Below are 14,197 nucleotides of genomic sequence, written 5' to 3' on the forward strand. Positions count from 1 at the left end.
AGCGAACCCTGACGGTCGGGCGGGCTCTATAGCCTTGCCGTCAGGATGAAGGAGGCAGGTATGAAGTGGCGCATGGCGCTGTTGCTGGTGGGCAGCCTGATACTGGCCGGGTGCGGCAAGGTGACCCAGGAAAACTATTCTCGGCTCAAGGCCGGACAGACCAAGGCCGAGGTGGAGCAGATCCTGGGTGCGCCCACGGAATGCGCGGGCGCCCTGGGCGTCACCACCTGTACCTGGGGTGATCGCGGCTCCTTCATCAGTGTGCAGTATCTCAACGATAAGGTGGCGATGTTCGCCGGGCAGGGTCTGCGATGAAAACCTCTACCAAATTGTTGCTGTTGGCGGGTGCCGCCGGACTGCTCGCGGCCTGTGCCAGCGGTCCGCGTGAAGTCCCACCGCTCACCGCCGGCAATGTCGATCTGCAGCGTTATCAGGGACACTGGTACGAACTGGCGCGGCTGCCGATGTTCTTCCAGCGCAAGTGTGCCCAGTCCGAAGCCAATTACCACGTCATGTCCGATGGCTCGGTGGCGGTGTTCAATCGCTGCCGCACCCTGAACGGCAAGGTCCAGGAGGCTACCGGTACCGCCACCCCGATCAAACCGGGTATGACCGACCGCCTGGAGGTGCGCTTCGACACTTGGTTCAGTGGCGTCCTGCCCAATGTGGCCAAGGGGCCCTACTGGATCCTCTACGTCGACGACGACTACAAGACTGCCCTGGTCGGCAGTCCGGATCGCAAGTACCTCTGGTTGCTGGCCCGCAAGCCCGAGATCTCCGCGGCGCAGAGCGAGAAGCTGCTGCGCATCGCCCGCGAGAAGGGCTACAACCTCAATCGTCTGGTCTGGCGCGAGACCGACGCCCACATGCCCTAACCAGGAGGATCCGCTCGTGAAACTCTGGACCGACGCCTTTGCCGACAATGGTTTCATGCCTAAGCGCCACGAGTTCGACGTGGCCGACTTCGGCGCCCACGGCGAGAATATCTCGCCCGCCTTGCAGTGGTCCGATCTACCAGCCGATACCAAGAGCCTCGCGCTGACCGTCTATGATCCCGATGCCCCTACCGGTAGCGGTTTCTGGCACTGGGTCGTGGTCAACATCCCGGTCGGCACCCAGGGGCTGGCGGAAGACGCCGGTCGCGCCGATGGTTCGGGCCTGCCCGCAGGTGCGCTGCAACTGATCAACGACTATGGCACCCGCGGCTTTGGTGGCGCCGCGCCGCCCAAGGGCGACAAGCCGCACCGCTACATCTTCCAGCTGCATGCGCTCAAGGTCGAGCAGCTACCGGTGCCGGCCGAGGCGACCAATGCCGTCGGGCGCTTCATGCTCCACCTCAACCAGTTGGCCTCGGCGACCTATACCGGTCTCTACGAGATCAAATAGGCCAGGCGACGGGTGAGCTACAGCTCGTCCGTCGACGCTGCCAGCCGAACACCGGCAGCGCGCATCTCAGCCAGGAAGGTCTCGCCCTGGGTCTCGAAACCGGGCACCGAATGGCTGCAGTCGGTCAGCAGCACGAGGTCCTGGCGCCGGTTCGTCGGCCAGAATTCCAGCAGATCGCGCAGGGTGCTGGCCACGCAATGCGACAGGGCTTCGCCCGCCACCAGCAGCATGCCAGCCGCCTGTAGCCGGGCGATCAGCCTGGCGTCCACGGCGGTACCCGGGTCGGTTGGATCCACCACCTCCGCGCGTAGCGCTGAATAGTGCTCGGTGTGCGGGTTGCCACCCTTGGCGATGAAGTCCACCTGGCGACCCTGCGCTCGGCCCCAGGCATTGAGCGCCTGGTGGACATCCTCCTGCACCCCATGGCCCCAGCCGCCTACCAGGCAGTGTTCCGGCCAGATCACCAGTCGATAGCGGCCCCCCGCTTCCAGCGCCCGCACATAGGCCAGCCCGCGGGCGCGCTCGGCCGGATCCCGGGTCTGCCAGCGACCGCTGGCCACCTCGTCCGCGTCGATCTGGGTAAAGGGTGCCGGTGGTTGCCCGTTGGCATCCTGCCACCCATGCGGATGAGCGATGTGCAGCGGCTGGTGGGAATCCAGGGTCACATGCACCCCGGTGAGCCGGGGTCCAAGACGCCCGATCAGGGCGGCGACGCGTTGCAGTCCGGCCACGGCGCCAGGCACCGGCAGGGCGGCGCCCGGCAGGTCGCAGAAGTCGTTCTGCGGATCGATCAGCAACAACTGCAGCGTGGACTCGGACATGCGGGGGCTCCTTGGGCGACAGGCCGATGATGGTGCGGCCAGGCGCGGATGCGAGGCAAGCCCGAGCAGCGTGGAAACCAGGTAAGGTGCAGGTCTATGATGAAGAAGCCGACCCTGCCCTGCGGAGCGCGACATGCTGAATCTGTACCCGGAAATCAAGCCCTATGCCCGTCACGAGCTGGCCGTCGAAGCGCCCCATGTACTCTACGCCGATGAGAGCGGCTCGCCCGACGGCCTGCCGGTGCTGTTCCTCCATGGCGGGCCTGGTTCCGGCTGCGATCGCCTGAGTCGGCGCTTCTTCGATCCCAACCTCTATCGCATCGTCACCTTCGACCAGCGCGGCTGCGGTCGCTCCACGCCCTATGCCAGCCTGGAAAACAACACCACCTGGCACCTGGTCGAGGACATCGAGCGACTGCGTGAGCACCTGGGCATCGAGCAATGGGTGCTGTTCGGTGGCTCCTGGGGGTCGACCCTGGCCCTGGCCTATGCGCAGCGGCATCCCGAGCGCGTGCGGGCGCTGATCCTGCGCGGCATCTTTCTCGCGCGGCCGGTGGATCTGCAGTGGTTCTACCAGGAAGGTGCGAGCCGGCTGTTCCCCGACTTCTGGCAGGACTATCTGCACCCCATCGCCGAGGAGGAGCGTGGCAACCTCATCCAGGCCTACTATCGACGCCTGACCGGGCCGGACGAACTGGCGCAGATGTCCGCGGCGCGCGCCTGGTCCTGCTGGGAGGGGCGCACCGTGACCCTGAGGCCCAATCCCGACGTGCTGGAAAAATTCAGCGAGCATGCCCTGGCCATCGCCCGCATCGAATGCCACTACTTCGTCAACGACGCCTTCCTCGAGCCCGACCAGTTGCTGCGCGACATGCCGCGTATCGCCCATCTCCCGGCGGTGATCGTTCATGGCCGCTACGACATGGTTTGTCCCCTGGACAATGCCTGGGCCCTGCACCATGCCTGGCCCGGCAGCGAATTGCAGATCATCCGTGATGCCGGCCATGCGGCGAGCGAGCCTGGCATCTGTGACGCCCTAGTACGGGCGACCGATCAGATCGCCCGCCAGTTGCTCGATCTGCCCCAGGAGGCCGAGTGAAGGCGCTGCTGCAACGGGTCACTCGCGCCAGCGTGGAAGTGGAGGGGGAGACGATAGGCGCCATAGGTCCGGGCCTGCTGGTATTCGTCGGTATCGAGCCCGAGGATGACGAGGCGGCCTGTGGCCGGATGCTCAAGCGGTTGCTGGAGTATCGAGTGTTCGCCGACAGTGAGCAGCGCATGAATCTGTCCCTGCAGGATGTGGCGGGCGGTCTGCTGCTGGTCTCCCAGTTCACCCTGGCCGCCGACACCCGCAGCGGGCGACGGCCGAGCTTTTCCACTGCCGCCCCACCCGCCCAGGGCGAGCAGCTGTTCAACCACTTAGTGGCTCTCGCTCGCGATCTGCATCCCGCGGTGCAGACCGGTCGGTTCGGCGCCGACATGCAGGTTTCCCTGGTCAACGATGGACCAGTGACATTTTTATTGTCGATTTAGTGAGGGCGCCCCTTACAGCGCCCTGCCAAGTGTCTATGATTGCGCAGTTCGAGTTTGAACGGTCGTCCAACTGGGGAATCATTGGCCCCTGAGGGAGTCGGACCACTGCTTATCCGTTTCGCGACCACCTGTTGCCAAACGTATTCGTACGCTGATTTAGGAGGCTGCGTGTTATCTCATTCCAAAGTTAAACCGGGCAAACAGGGCTTCGCCCTTGTCGGGCTCTCCATCGCACTGGGCCTGTTCAGTGCCCAGGCCCTGGCCTTCAGCCTGGACGACGTGGCTGCCAAGGCTAAAGAGCTCTCCGGCCAGAAATTCGTCGCGCCCAAGAGCAACCTGCCCGCATCCTTCAGCGGCATGAAGTATGCCGATTATCAGCAGATCACCTTCAATCAGGACAAGGCCTACTGGAAGGACGCCAAGACGCCCTTCCGCCTCAACTTCTATCACGAGGGCATGCACTATAGCGTGCCGGTGAAGATCAACGAGGTCACCGCCAACAACGTCGAAGAGATCAAATACGATCCCTCGATGTTCAACTTTGGCAACCTGCAGATCGACCAGGCCCAACTCAAGGATCTCGGCTTCGCCGGTTTCAAGGTGCTCTATCCGCTGAACAAGGCGGACAAGCATGACGAGCTGATGACCATGCTCGGTGCCAGCTATTTCCGCGTGATCGGCAAGAACCAGGTCTATGGCCTGTCTGCCCGCGGTCTGGCCATCGACACGGCGTTGCCGTCCGGCGAGGAATTTCCCCGCTTCACCGAATTCTGGGTCGAACAACCCCAGTCGGATCGCCGCAACCTGGTGATCTATGCCCTGCTCGATTCGCCCCGGGCCACCGGTGCCTATCGCTTCGTGCTGACTCCTGGCAAGGACAGCACCGTCGATGTCGAAGCCAAGGTGTTCCTGCGCGACAACGTCAACAAGCTCGGCATCGCTCCGCTGACCAGCATGTACCTGTTCGGCCCCAATCAGCCGAGCGCCCAGGTCAACTACCGGCCCGCTCTGCACGACTCCAATGGCCTGGCCATCCATGCCGGCAATGGCGAGTGGCTGTGGCGCCCGCTGAACAACCCGCGTCGCCTGTCGGTCAGCACCTACACTATCGAGAATCCGCGCGGTTTCGGCTTGCTGCAACGCGGCCACGAGTTCTACAAGTACCAGGATCTGGACGAGCGCTACGACAAGCGCCCGAGCGGCTGGGTCGAGCCCAAGGGCGACTGGGGCAAGGGTCACGTCGAACTGGTGGAAATCCCCACGCCGGACGAGACCAACGACAACATCGTGGCCTTCTGGACACCGGATACGCTGCCTGAGAAGGGTCAGCCGATCGACGTCAGCTATCGCCTGCACTTCACCACCGACGAACCCAACCTGCATACCAAGGACCTGGCCTGGGTTTCCCAGACCCGCCTGTCCACCGGCGACGTGCGCCAGTCCAACCTGGTTCGTCAAACCGATGGCAGCCTGGCCTACGTCATCGACTTCGAAGGTCCGAACCTCGATGATCTGCCCGAGGATTCGCAGGTCGGCTCCCAGGTCAGCCTGGATGCCAACGGTGAACTGGTCGAGAACTCTGTGCGCTACAACCCGGTTACCAAAGGCTATCGCCTGACCTTGAGACTCAAGGTCAAGGATCAGACCAAGCCGGTGGAAATGCGCGCCAACCTCGCCCAGGGTGACAAACCGCTCAGCGAAACCTGGACTTACCAGCTACCTGCCAATGAATAACACCACCCGCGATACCTCGGTCGCCGCTGCTGGCGACTACCTCGAACACCTGCCGTTGCCCTCCGGGCAGCGGCAGGCGCTGGACCAGACGGCCGACGTCGAGTCGCTGCACCGGCAACTGGCCGGTGCCCGCGGCGAGGGCGCCCAGGGCGCCGACGCGGTGATCGCTTCCACCGAAGCGCGCCTCGCCGCCGGTTGGGACGACACCCTGGAAGACGGCGAACTGCTGGGCAGCGATGCTCAGGGCCGGGTTTTCATCAAGGCCACCCCGCCCATGACCCGGTCCATGATGGTGCCCGATCCCTGGCGCACCAACCCCGTGACCCGGAGCTGGAAGCGTCTGCTCGGCCGCAAGGACCACAGCCGCTGGCAGCCCGATCCCGAGGCCGATGCCCACGCGCATTGGCGCAAGGTGGGTTCCTTCCGCCGCTTCATCCTGTTGATCCTGATGCTGGCGCAGACCGGCATCGCGACCTGGTACATGAAGGCGGTACTGCCCTATCAGGGCTGGGCGCTGGTCGATCTTGGCGAGGTCTATCAACAGGGTTGGGGCGAATCCGTCCGCCAGGTCCTGCCCTATGTGGTGCAGACCAGCATCCTGCTGCTCTTCGCCCTGCTGTTCTGCTGGGTCTCCGCTGGTTTCTGGACCGCCCTGATGGGCTTCTGGCAGCTGCTCAGCGGTCGTGACAAGTACAGCATCTCCGCCAGCTCCACCGGGACCGAGCCGATCGATCCGCAGTCGCGTACCGCCCTGGTGATGCCCATCGCCAACGAGGACGTGCCGCGGGTCTTCGCCGGTCTGCGAGCGACCTACGAGTCGGTCCGTGCCAGTGGGGAGCTGGAGCACTTCGACTTCTTCATCCTCAGCGACAGCAACGATCCGGACAAATGCGTGGCCGAAGAGAAGGCCTGGCTGGAGCTGTGCCGTGAAGTCGGTGGCTTCGGGCATATCTTCTATCGCCGCCGTCGGCGTCGGGTGAAGCGCAAGAGCGGCAACATCGACGACTTTTGCCGTCGCTGGGGCAGCCAGTACAAGTACATGGTCGTGCTCGACGCCGATAGCGTGATGAGCGGCGAATGCCTGTCCAGTCTGGTCCGGCTGATGGAAGCCAATCCCCGTGCCGGCATCATCCAGACCGCGCCCAAGGCGTCCGGCATGGATACCCTGTACGCGCGCCTGCAGCAGTTCGCCACCCGGGTGTATGGTCCGCTGTTCACCGCCGGCCTGCACTTCTGGCAGCTGGGTGAATCCCACTACTGGGGCCACAACGCCATTATCCGGGTCAAGCCGTTCATCGATCACTGCGCCCTGGCTCCCTTGCCAGGCACGGGCTCGTTCGCCGGCGCCATCCTGTCCCACGACTTCGTCGAAGCGGCGCTGATGCGGCGTTCCGGCTGGGGCGTGTGGATCGCCTACGACCTGCCAGGCAGCTACGAAGAACTGCCGCCCAACCTGCTGGACGAACTCAAGCGCGACCGCCGCTGGTGCCATGGCAACCTGATGAACTTCCGGCTGTTCTTGGTCAAGGGCATGCACCCGGTGCACCGTGCGGTGTTCCTGACCGGGGTGATGTCCTACCTGTCGGCGCCGCTGTGGTTCCTCTTCCTGGTGCTGTCCACGGCCCTGCTGGCGATCCACAAGCTGCTGGAGCCCCAGTACTTCTTCCAGCCACGGCAGCTGTTCCCGGTCTGGCCCCAGTGGCACCCGGAGCAGGCCATCGCGCTGTTCTCCACCACCCTGATCCTGCTGTTCCTGCCCAAGCTGCTCAGCGTGGTGCTGATCATCGCCAAGGGCGCCAAGGAATTCGGCGGAGGTCTGCGGCTGTTCCTCTCCATGATGCTGGAGATGCTCTTCTCGGTGCTGCTGGCACCGGTGCGGATGCTGTTCCACACGGTGTTCGTGACCGCCGCCTTCCTCGGCTGGTCGGTGCAGTGGAATTCGCCCCAGCGTGACGACAACGACACGCCCTGGAGCGAAGCCTTCCGCCGTCATGGTTCGCAGATGCTGCTCGGCCTGATCTGGACCGCCGGCGTGGCCTGGCTCGACCCGCGCTTCCTCTGGTGGCTGTCGCCCATCGTGGTGTCGCTGATCCTCTCGGCTCCGGTATCGGTGATTTCCAGCCGTACCAACCTGGGTCTGGGCAGTCGCCGGCATCATCTGTTCCTGATCCCGGAAGAATACGCACCGCCGCGCGAGCTGGTGGCAACCGACGAGTACCTGCACCTGAACAACCGCAACGCCCTGACCAAGGGCTTCCTGCGCGCCACTGTCGATCCGGTGCTCAATGCCCTGGCCATCGGCATGGCCCGCGGTCGCCACGGCAAGGTGGTGGAGCCGGCCCGTCGGCTGCGCGAAGAGCGGGTGGCGCGAGTGTTGGCCGCCGGTCCCGAGAAGACCAAGGGCGACGACCAGTGGCGTCTGCTCAGCGATCCGGACGGCATGGCGCAACTGCACCTGCAGGTCTGGAAAGCCGAAGAGCACCGCAATTGGCGGGACGCCTACGCCACCCTGCGGCCGCGCTCCCACAGCGATTCGGCGGCGGATGCCGCGGCCAGTCCTGCCAGCCTGACCCCGCGGCCTGCCTCCTGAGGAGGCGCTCCGCGCATGAAAAAGCCCCGGTGTCGCAAGACGCCGGGGCTTTTTCATGTCCGTGATCGAGCTAGAACAGGCGGGCGAGCAGGGCGGGTACGGCGTTCTCGACGCGCAGGATGCGCTCACCGAGCTGTACGGGCGCCAGGCCGGCCTCCTGCAACTTCTCCACCTCGTAGGGTATCCAGCCACCCTCGGGACCGATCGCCAGCGTCACGGGCTCGTCGAGGGCACGAGGGCAGGCGGGATAGCTGCCCGGATGGCCGACCAGGCCGCGGGTGCCGGATGCCAGTGCGGGCAGGCGATCCTCGACGAAGGGCTTGAATCTCTTTTCGATCAGTACCTCCGGCAGCACCGTGTCCCGCGCCTGCTCCAGCCCGAGGCGCAATTGCTCCTCGATGGCCCGGGGTTCCAGGAACGGGGTCTGCCAGAAGCTCTTTTCCACCCGATAGCTGTTGAGCAGCACCAGGCGCGCGACACCCATGGCGGACACGGTCTGCAACACCCGGCGCAGCATCTTGGGGCGGGGCAGGGCGAGCAGCAGGGTGAGCGGCAGCTTGGCCGGTGGTGATTGGTCGAGGGTGACGTTGAGACAGGCCTGGCCGGCATCGAGGGACTCGATCTGGCCGGACCCCATCAGGCCATTCAGCAGGCCGACACGCATCCGATCGCCCGCGGCCGCCTGGTGGACCTCGCGCAGATGGGCGAGACGGCGCGGATCGCGCAGCACGACCCGGTCAGCGGCCGTGAAGTCGGCCGCTTCGAGCAGGATCAGATTCACGGGCGTTCGGCGGGCGGCTGGGCTTCGGGACTGGCGTCGTCATCGTTGACCGGGCGCTCGCGCTTCTGCACGAAGCGGCCGAACAGCAGGCCGATCTCGAACAGCAGCCACATGGGCACGGCCAGCATGGTCTGGGAGAAGACATCCGGTGGCGTGAGGATCATGCCGACCACGAAGCAGCCGATGATGACGTAGGGGCGGATCTTCTTCAGGTAGGTCACGTCGACCACGCCGATCCAGATCAGCAGCACGGTGGCCACGGGAATCTCGAAGGCGACGCCAAATGCGAAGAACAGCGTCAGGATGAAATCCAGATAGGCGTTCAGGTCCGGCATCATCATGGCGCCTTCCGGCGTGATGCTGCTGAAGAAGTGGAAGATGATTGGGAACACCAGGAAGTAGGCGAAGGCCATGCCGGCGTAGAACAGCACGATGCTGGAGATCAGCAGCGGGATGGCGACTTTCTTTTCATGGCGATACAACCCGGGTGCCACGAACCCCCAGACCTGATGCAGGATCACCGGCATGGCGATGAACAGCGACACCACCAGGGTCAGCTTGAAGGGCGCAAGAAAGGGCGAGGTGACGTCCGTGGAGATCATGGTCGCGCCTTCGGGCAGCACGCGGCGGATCGGCTCGGAAGCGAAGGCGTAGATCTTCTGGGCGAAGTAGAACAGCCCGAGAAAGATCAGAAAGGTCGCCAGTACGCATCTCAGGATGCGCGTACGCAATTCGGTCAGGTGCGAGACCAGGGGCATTTCCTGGTCATCATGTTCGGAAGGCTTGTCGCTCATGGTGCTCTTGGCGGCGTCTGGGGCGGATCCTGCGGGCGTTCGGCAACCACGTCCTGAGGCATGGGCGGGGCAGCGGCGGTAGGCGGCATCTGGGCTTCCGGGGCGGAAGCGGCAGGTTTGGGCCGGTTGTCGCGCTGTTCCATGGAAAGGATATGCTCGTTGCGCAGCTGCTGGCGAATTTCGTCAGCGCCGATCTCGCGCTCCACTTCCTGGCGGATGCTGTTGAAGCTGCGCCGCAGCCGACCGATCCACAAGCCTGCGGTGCGCGCCGCGCCTGGCAGGCGCTCCGGACCCAATACCAGCAGGGCGACGAACCCTACCAGCATCATTTCGGGAAAGCTGATTCCGAACATGAGAGGGCCTTAGTCCTTGCGCACCACCGGTTCTTCGACCTTGCGGTGCTCGGCGTCGAAGGTCTGGGGACGGCTCAGGGGGGCGTTCGGATTGGCCGTGCCGGTGGTCGACGGCTGCTCGGCCTTGTCGTCCTCGTCGGTATGCATGGCCTTGCGGAAGCCCTTGATGGCCTCGCCCACATCGGAGCCGAGGTGCTTCAGGCGTTTGGTGCCAAAGACGATCACCACGACGAGCAGGATGACGATCCAGTGTTTCCAGTCGAAGATACCCATGGTTTTTCCTCGTTGCGAAGCTTGGGGTCAGGATTGAGTGCGGGCGGCCTTTTCGGCATGCCCGGAGAGGCCGAAGCGGCGGTCCAGTTCGTCCAGCACGGCCTGGGGATGCTGGCCGAGGGCCGAAAGCATGATCAGGCTGTGGAACCAGAGGTCGGCGGTCTCGTAGATGACGTCGTCGTACTGCTGGCTGATGGCGGCGTCCTTGGCGGCGAGAATGGTCTCGACGCTTTCTTCGCCCACCTTTTCCAGGATCTTGTTCAGGCCCTTATGGTAGAGACTGGCCACATAGGAGGAGTCCGGGGCGGCCTGCTTGCGTTCTTCCAGCACCTGCGCCAGGCGCGCGAGGGTGTCAGTCATGGCCGTGGCCTCCGGCATAGATGGCACTGGGATCCTTGCGGACGGGGTCGACAGTCTCCCACTGGTCATCGCGCAGTACCCGATAGAAGCAGCTTTCCCGGCCGGTGTGGCAGGCGATGCCGCCCAGTTGCTCCACCTGCAGTACTACCACGTCGGCGTCGCAATCCAGACGCAGTTCCAGGACCCGCTGCACGTGGCCGGATTCCTCGCCCTTGCGCCATAGGCGGTTGCGCGAGCGCGACCAGTAGACCGCGCGGCCTTCGGCGGCGGTCAGGGCCAGGGATTCGCGGTTCATCCAGGCCATCATCAGGATACGCCCCGTGGCGGGGTCCTGGGCAATGGCCGGTACCAGGCCGTCGCTGTTCCAGTGGATCTCGTCTAACCAGTCGCTCATCGGTCTGTTCAGTACTTCGAATTTAGGATACCAGCCTCGCACAAGACGCAACGTGAATACAGCGGCAGGGCACCAGTGGCTGAGGGCGTGTATTTCGCCCGATAAAAGTGACAGGACGGTTACAGCTTAAGGAGTTCAGCGCCTGATCACCAGAACCAGGCCGCCGACCAGCATGGCCCAGGCCGGCCAGGCATGGGGCTGGGGTTCGAGCCCCAGCTGGGCTGCGCCGACCAGCATGACCGCGCCGATCACTCGGACGATCCAGTCGTCGCGGCGGCCTCCCCAGGGATTGGGCGGATCCTTGCGATGCGGCTGGGTGATGCGTTCCAGGGTATCGCGAGCCATCTGCGCCAGATGAGGAATCTGTTCCAGTTGCTGCTGAATGTTGCGGGCGACCTGCGGCGGGCTGAGCCGCTTGCGCATCCACTTTTCCAGATAGGGCTTGGCGGTGGACCAGAGATCCAGGTCCGGATAGAGCTGGCGACCCAGGCCTTCGATATTCAGCAGGGTCTTCTGCAAGAGCACCAGTTGCGGCTGGATCTCCATGTTGAAGCGTCGCGCCACCTGGAACAGCCGCAGCAGCAGCTGGCCGAAGGAGATGTCCTTGAGCGGCTTCTCGAAGATGGGCTCGCAGACGGTGCGGATGGCCCCTTCCAGCTCGTTGACCTGGGTGTTGGCAGGCACCCAGCCAGAGTCGATGTGCAACTGGGCGACCTTGCGGTAGTCGCGCTGGAAGAAGGCCCAGAGGTTGCGCGCCAGGTAGTCCTGGTCTTCGGGGGTCAGGCTGCCGATGATGCCGCAGTCCACGGCGATGTAGAGCGGATCCCAGGGCTTGGCGGTGCTGACGAAGATGTTGCCCGGGTGCATGTCGGCGTGAAAGAAGCTGTCACGAAACACCTGGGTGAAGAAGATCTCCACGCCGCGCTCGGCCAGCAGCTTGAAGTCGGTGCCCTGGTCGCGCAGGGCCGCCAGATCGGTCACCGGGATGCCGTAGATGCGCTCCATGACCAGTACCCGCTCGCGGCACCAGTCCCAGTACACCTGGGGCACATAGAGGCGCTCGGAACCTTCGAAGTTGCGTCTCAGCTGGCTGGAGTTGGCTGCTTCGCGCAAGAGGTCCAGCTCGTCGTAGATGGTCTTCTCGTAGTCGCTGACCACCTCCATCGGGTGCAGGCGACGCGCCTCCGCGGAGAGCTTTTCAGCGGTGCGGGCCAGCAGGAACAACCAGGCGATGTCCTGGCTGATGATGCCTTTGAGACCCGGCCGTACCACCTTGACCACCACTTCTTCGCCGGTGCGCAGCTGGGCGGCATGGACCTGGGCTACCGAGGCCGAGGCTAGCGGCTGGTGATCGAAGCGGGCGAAGGCTTGCTTGATGGGCATCCCGAGCTGGGCTTCGATGAGCGCCACGGCCTTTTCGGGCGGGAAGGGCGGTACCTTGTCCTGCAGGAACATCAGTTCGTCGGCGATATCCTCGGGCATGAGGTCGCGACGGGTGGAGAGGATCTGGCCGAACTTGATGAAGACCGGTCCCAGGCCTTCCAGCGCCAGGCGCAGCCGGGCACCGCGCGGTAGCGTCTTGCTCGGCCGCGGCAGCCAGCGCCAGGGCAGCACGTAGCGGGTAGCACGCAGGTACCAGGGCAGCGGCAGGGCGTAGACGATGTCGTCCAGCCGATAGCGGATGATGACGAAGAGGATCCGCAACAGGCGGTTGAGGGCAGCGAACAGCTTCATTCGTCGGGGTTATCCCTGGCGTTGCGGGCGGCGCCCAGGCGGGCAAGACGGGCGTCGAGACGGTCCACGTCCAGGCGCAGGGCATCGATCTCGGCGAAGCGGGCCTCGCCTTCGAGGCGCCCGACCAGTTGGCGGCTCTCCTCGTTCAGCCAGTTGGACAGCGTCATTTGCAAGCTGTCCCGGCTCTGTTCGCCAAGGACCTGCCCGCGACGGGCGAGATCGCCCAGCAGTGCGGCCGGAAGGGGGCCAAGCCAGCGACTGACCTCGTGCTGCCAGTCCAGCTCCAGCTTCTGCAGGATGTCGGCCAGTTCGATCAGCAGGGTGCTGTCACCTTCCAGGCGGACGTCCGGCTGGTGCAGGACCCGCTGCTTGTCGCGGGCCAGGGCCAGCTCGGCCAGACGCGTAGCCGGGGCCTTGAGGGTGCAGTCGATGTCCCCCTCGTGATGGGCGGCAAAGTGCAGGCCGTCACCCGCTGGCAGGATGTAGAGGCGCAGCGCGGGTTGCCGGGTCTGCACGGCGATCACCCGGCCGGTCAGGGCCGCCAGGCGTGGCAGCGCCACCAGATCGAGCGCCAGCAGTGGATTCAGACCGCGTTCCAGCGCGGCCAGCAACGCCTGGGTGACGAGGGCCATCAGGGCTTGATGCCGCGATGCAGGGCAACCACGCCGCCGGTCATGTTGTGGTAGGAGACCCGGGCGAAACCGGTCTCTTCCATCATGGCCTTGAGGGTCTGCTGGTCGGGATGCATGCGGATGGATTCGGCCAGGTAGCGGTAGCTCTCGGCATCGCCGGCCACCAGCTTGCCCATCAGTGGCAGGAAGCCGAAGGAGTAGGCGTCATAGGCCTTGGACACCAGCGGATTGGTGGGTTTGGAGAATTCCAGCACCAGCAGTCTGCCACCGGGCTTGAGCACACGCAGCATGGACGCCAGGGCCTGATCCTTGTGGGTGACGTTGCGCAGGCCGAAGGCGATGGTGATGCAATCGAAATGGTTGTCGGGGAAGGGCAGCTTCTCGGCATCCGCCTGGACGAAACGCACATTGCTGGCGACGCCCTGGTCGAGCAGGCGATCGCGACCGACCCGGAGCATGGAGTCATTGATGTCGGCGAGAACCACCTCGCCGGTGGGGCCGACCAGGCGGGCGAACTGCTTGGTCAGGTCGCCGGTACCCCCGGCGATGTCCAGCACCCGATTGCCGCGCCGCACGCCGGAGAGCTCGATGGTGAATCTCTTCCACAGCCGGTGGATGCCCGCCGACATCACGTCGTTCATCACATCGTACTTGGCGGCGACCGAGTGGAAGACTTCCGCGACCTTGTAAGCCTTCTGGCTCTCCGGAACGCTCTGGTAGCCGAAGTGGGTCTGGGATTCGGCCTCGGGGCCTTTGCGCGGATCGCTCATGGGGCTACACCTGGGACAGGGACAAGAGGGCATTCTAGCAGG

At 64.6% G+C, this 14,197-nt stretch carries 17 protein-coding genes; 7 read left to right on the top strand and 10 right to left on the bottom strand.

Annotated elements, in window-relative coordinates:
- The first annotated feature begins 60 nt into the window (after positions 1-60).
- Genes ACUCV0_RS14710 through ACUCV0_RS14720 form a run of 3 tightly spaced genes read left to right on the top strand, consistent with a single transcriptional unit; the run spans position 61 to position 1,386 of the window.
- The gene (locus tag ACUCV0_RS14710) at positions 61-315 is read left to right on the top strand and encodes a hypothetical protein (protein ID WP_059313482.1); all 255 of its coding nucleotides are present in this window, start codon (positions 61-63) and stop codon (positions 313-315) included.
- On the top strand, positions 312-875 hold the full coding sequence (locus ACUCV0_RS14715) for a lipocalin family protein (protein ID WP_482213012.1): 564 nt from the start codon (positions 312-314) through the stop codon (positions 873-875). Before ACUCV0_RS14710 ends, ACUCV0_RS14715 begins: the two co-directional genes overlap by 4 nt.
- Before the next feature lie 16 nt (positions 876-891).
- Positions 892-1,386, top strand: a complete 495-nt coding sequence (locus tag ACUCV0_RS14720) for a YbhB/YbcL family Raf kinase inhibitor-like protein (RefSeq protein WP_271653829.1) — start codon at positions 892-894, stop codon at positions 1,384-1,386.
- A 17-nt stretch (positions 1,387-1,403) separates the two neighbouring features.
- Here the strand turns inward: ACUCV0_RS14720 and ACUCV0_RS14725 are convergent, their stop codons facing one another.
- Positions 1,404-2,207, bottom strand: a complete 804-nt coding sequence (locus ACUCV0_RS14725; protein ID WP_482213013.1) for a cysteine hydrolase family protein — start codon at positions 2,205-2,207, stop codon at positions 1,404-1,406.
- A 133-nt stretch (positions 2,208-2,340) separates the two neighbouring features.
- On the opposite strand from ACUCV0_RS14725, the gene pip reads away from it, so the two are divergent.
- The 4 genes from pip (at position 2,341) to mdoH (ending at position 8,064) form a co-directional block, all read left to right on the top strand.
- Positions 2,341-3,306, top strand: a complete 966-nt coding sequence (pip, locus tag ACUCV0_RS14730; RefSeq protein WP_271653831.1) for a prolyl aminopeptidase — start codon at positions 2,341-2,343, stop codon at positions 3,304-3,306.
- Positions 3,303-3,740, top strand: coding sequence for a D-aminoacyl-tRNA deacylase (gene dtd, locus ACUCV0_RS14735; RefSeq protein WP_482213014.1), 438 nt, complete (start codon positions 3,303-3,305; stop codon positions 3,738-3,740). Before pip ends, dtd begins: the two co-directional genes overlap by 4 nt.
- A 228-nt stretch (positions 3,741-3,968) precedes the next feature.
- A complete protein-coding gene (locus ACUCV0_RS14740) occupies positions 3,969-5,474 on the top strand; it encodes a glucan biosynthesis protein G (protein WP_313647509.1) in 1,506 nt (501 codons plus the stop codon).
- Positions 5,467-8,064 (top strand): glucans biosynthesis glucosyltransferase MdoH, encoded by a 2,598-nt coding sequence (mdoH, locus tag ACUCV0_RS14745; RefSeq protein ID WP_059313488.1) that lies wholly within the window; start codon positions 5,467-5,469, stop codon positions 8,062-8,064. The genes ACUCV0_RS14740 and mdoH overlap by 8 nt, the downstream gene beginning before the upstream one ends.
- Positions 8,065-8,134: 70 nt before the next feature.
- On the opposite strand, the gene ACUCV0_RS14750 is transcribed toward mdoH, so the two are convergent.
- The 9 genes from ACUCV0_RS14750 to ubiE form a co-directional block, all read right to left on the bottom strand.
- The gene (locus ACUCV0_RS14750; protein WP_482213015.1) at positions 8,135-8,845 is read right to left on the bottom strand and encodes a 16S rRNA (uracil(1498)-N(3))-methyltransferase; all 711 of its coding nucleotides are present in this window, start codon (positions 8,843-8,845) and stop codon (positions 8,135-8,137) included.
- Complete coding sequence (gene tatC, locus ACUCV0_RS14755) at positions 8,842-9,639, bottom strand: twin-arginine translocase subunit TatC (protein WP_271653835.1); 798 nt, start codon at positions 9,637-9,639, stop codon at positions 8,842-8,844. The genes ACUCV0_RS14750 and tatC overlap by 4 nt, the downstream gene beginning before the upstream one ends.
- Positions 9,636-9,992, bottom strand: a complete 357-nt coding sequence (gene tatB, locus ACUCV0_RS14760; protein WP_059313491.1) for a Sec-independent protein translocase protein TatB — start codon at positions 9,990-9,992, stop codon at positions 9,636-9,638. Before tatB ends, tatC begins: the two co-directional genes overlap by 4 nt.
- A gap of 9 nt (positions 9,993-10,001) precedes the next feature.
- Positions 10,002-10,265, bottom strand: a complete 264-nt coding sequence (locus ACUCV0_RS14765; protein WP_059313492.1) for a twin-arginine translocase TatA/TatE family subunit — start codon at positions 10,263-10,265, stop codon at positions 10,002-10,004.
- A 27-nt stretch (positions 10,266-10,292) separates the two neighbouring features.
- Positions 10,293-10,625 (bottom strand): phosphoribosyl-ATP diphosphatase, encoded by a 333-nt coding sequence (locus ACUCV0_RS14770; protein WP_007161606.1) that lies wholly within the window; start codon positions 10,623-10,625, stop codon positions 10,293-10,295.
- Positions 10,618-11,019, bottom strand: a complete 402-nt coding sequence (gene hisI, locus ACUCV0_RS14775; RefSeq protein WP_271653837.1) for a phosphoribosyl-AMP cyclohydrolase — start codon at positions 11,017-11,019, stop codon at positions 10,618-10,620. Before hisI ends, ACUCV0_RS14770 begins: the two co-directional genes overlap by 8 nt.
- Before the next feature lie 135 nt (positions 11,020-11,154).
- Positions 11,155-12,753: a ubiquinone biosynthesis regulatory protein kinase UbiB gene (ubiB, locus tag ACUCV0_RS14780; protein WP_059313494.1), complete on the bottom strand. Its 1,599-nt coding sequence runs from the start codon at positions 12,751-12,753 to the stop codon at positions 11,155-11,157.
- Entirely contained in the window at positions 12,750-13,385 is a 636-nt protein-coding gene (locus ACUCV0_RS14785) for a ubiquinone biosynthesis accessory factor UbiJ (protein ID WP_482213016.1), read from the bottom strand. Before ACUCV0_RS14785 ends, ubiB begins: the two co-directional genes overlap by 4 nt.
- Positions 13,385-14,155: a bifunctional demethylmenaquinone methyltransferase/2-methoxy-6-polyprenyl-1,4-benzoquinol methylase UbiE gene (ubiE, locus tag ACUCV0_RS14790; protein WP_059313496.1), complete on the bottom strand. Its 771-nt coding sequence runs from the start codon at positions 14,153-14,155 to the stop codon at positions 13,385-13,387. Before ubiE ends, ACUCV0_RS14785 begins: the two co-directional genes overlap by 1 nt.
- Positions 14,156-14,197: the final 42 nt, after the last annotated feature.

Source organism: Pseudomonas sp. VMV1 (assembly GCF_056790235.1).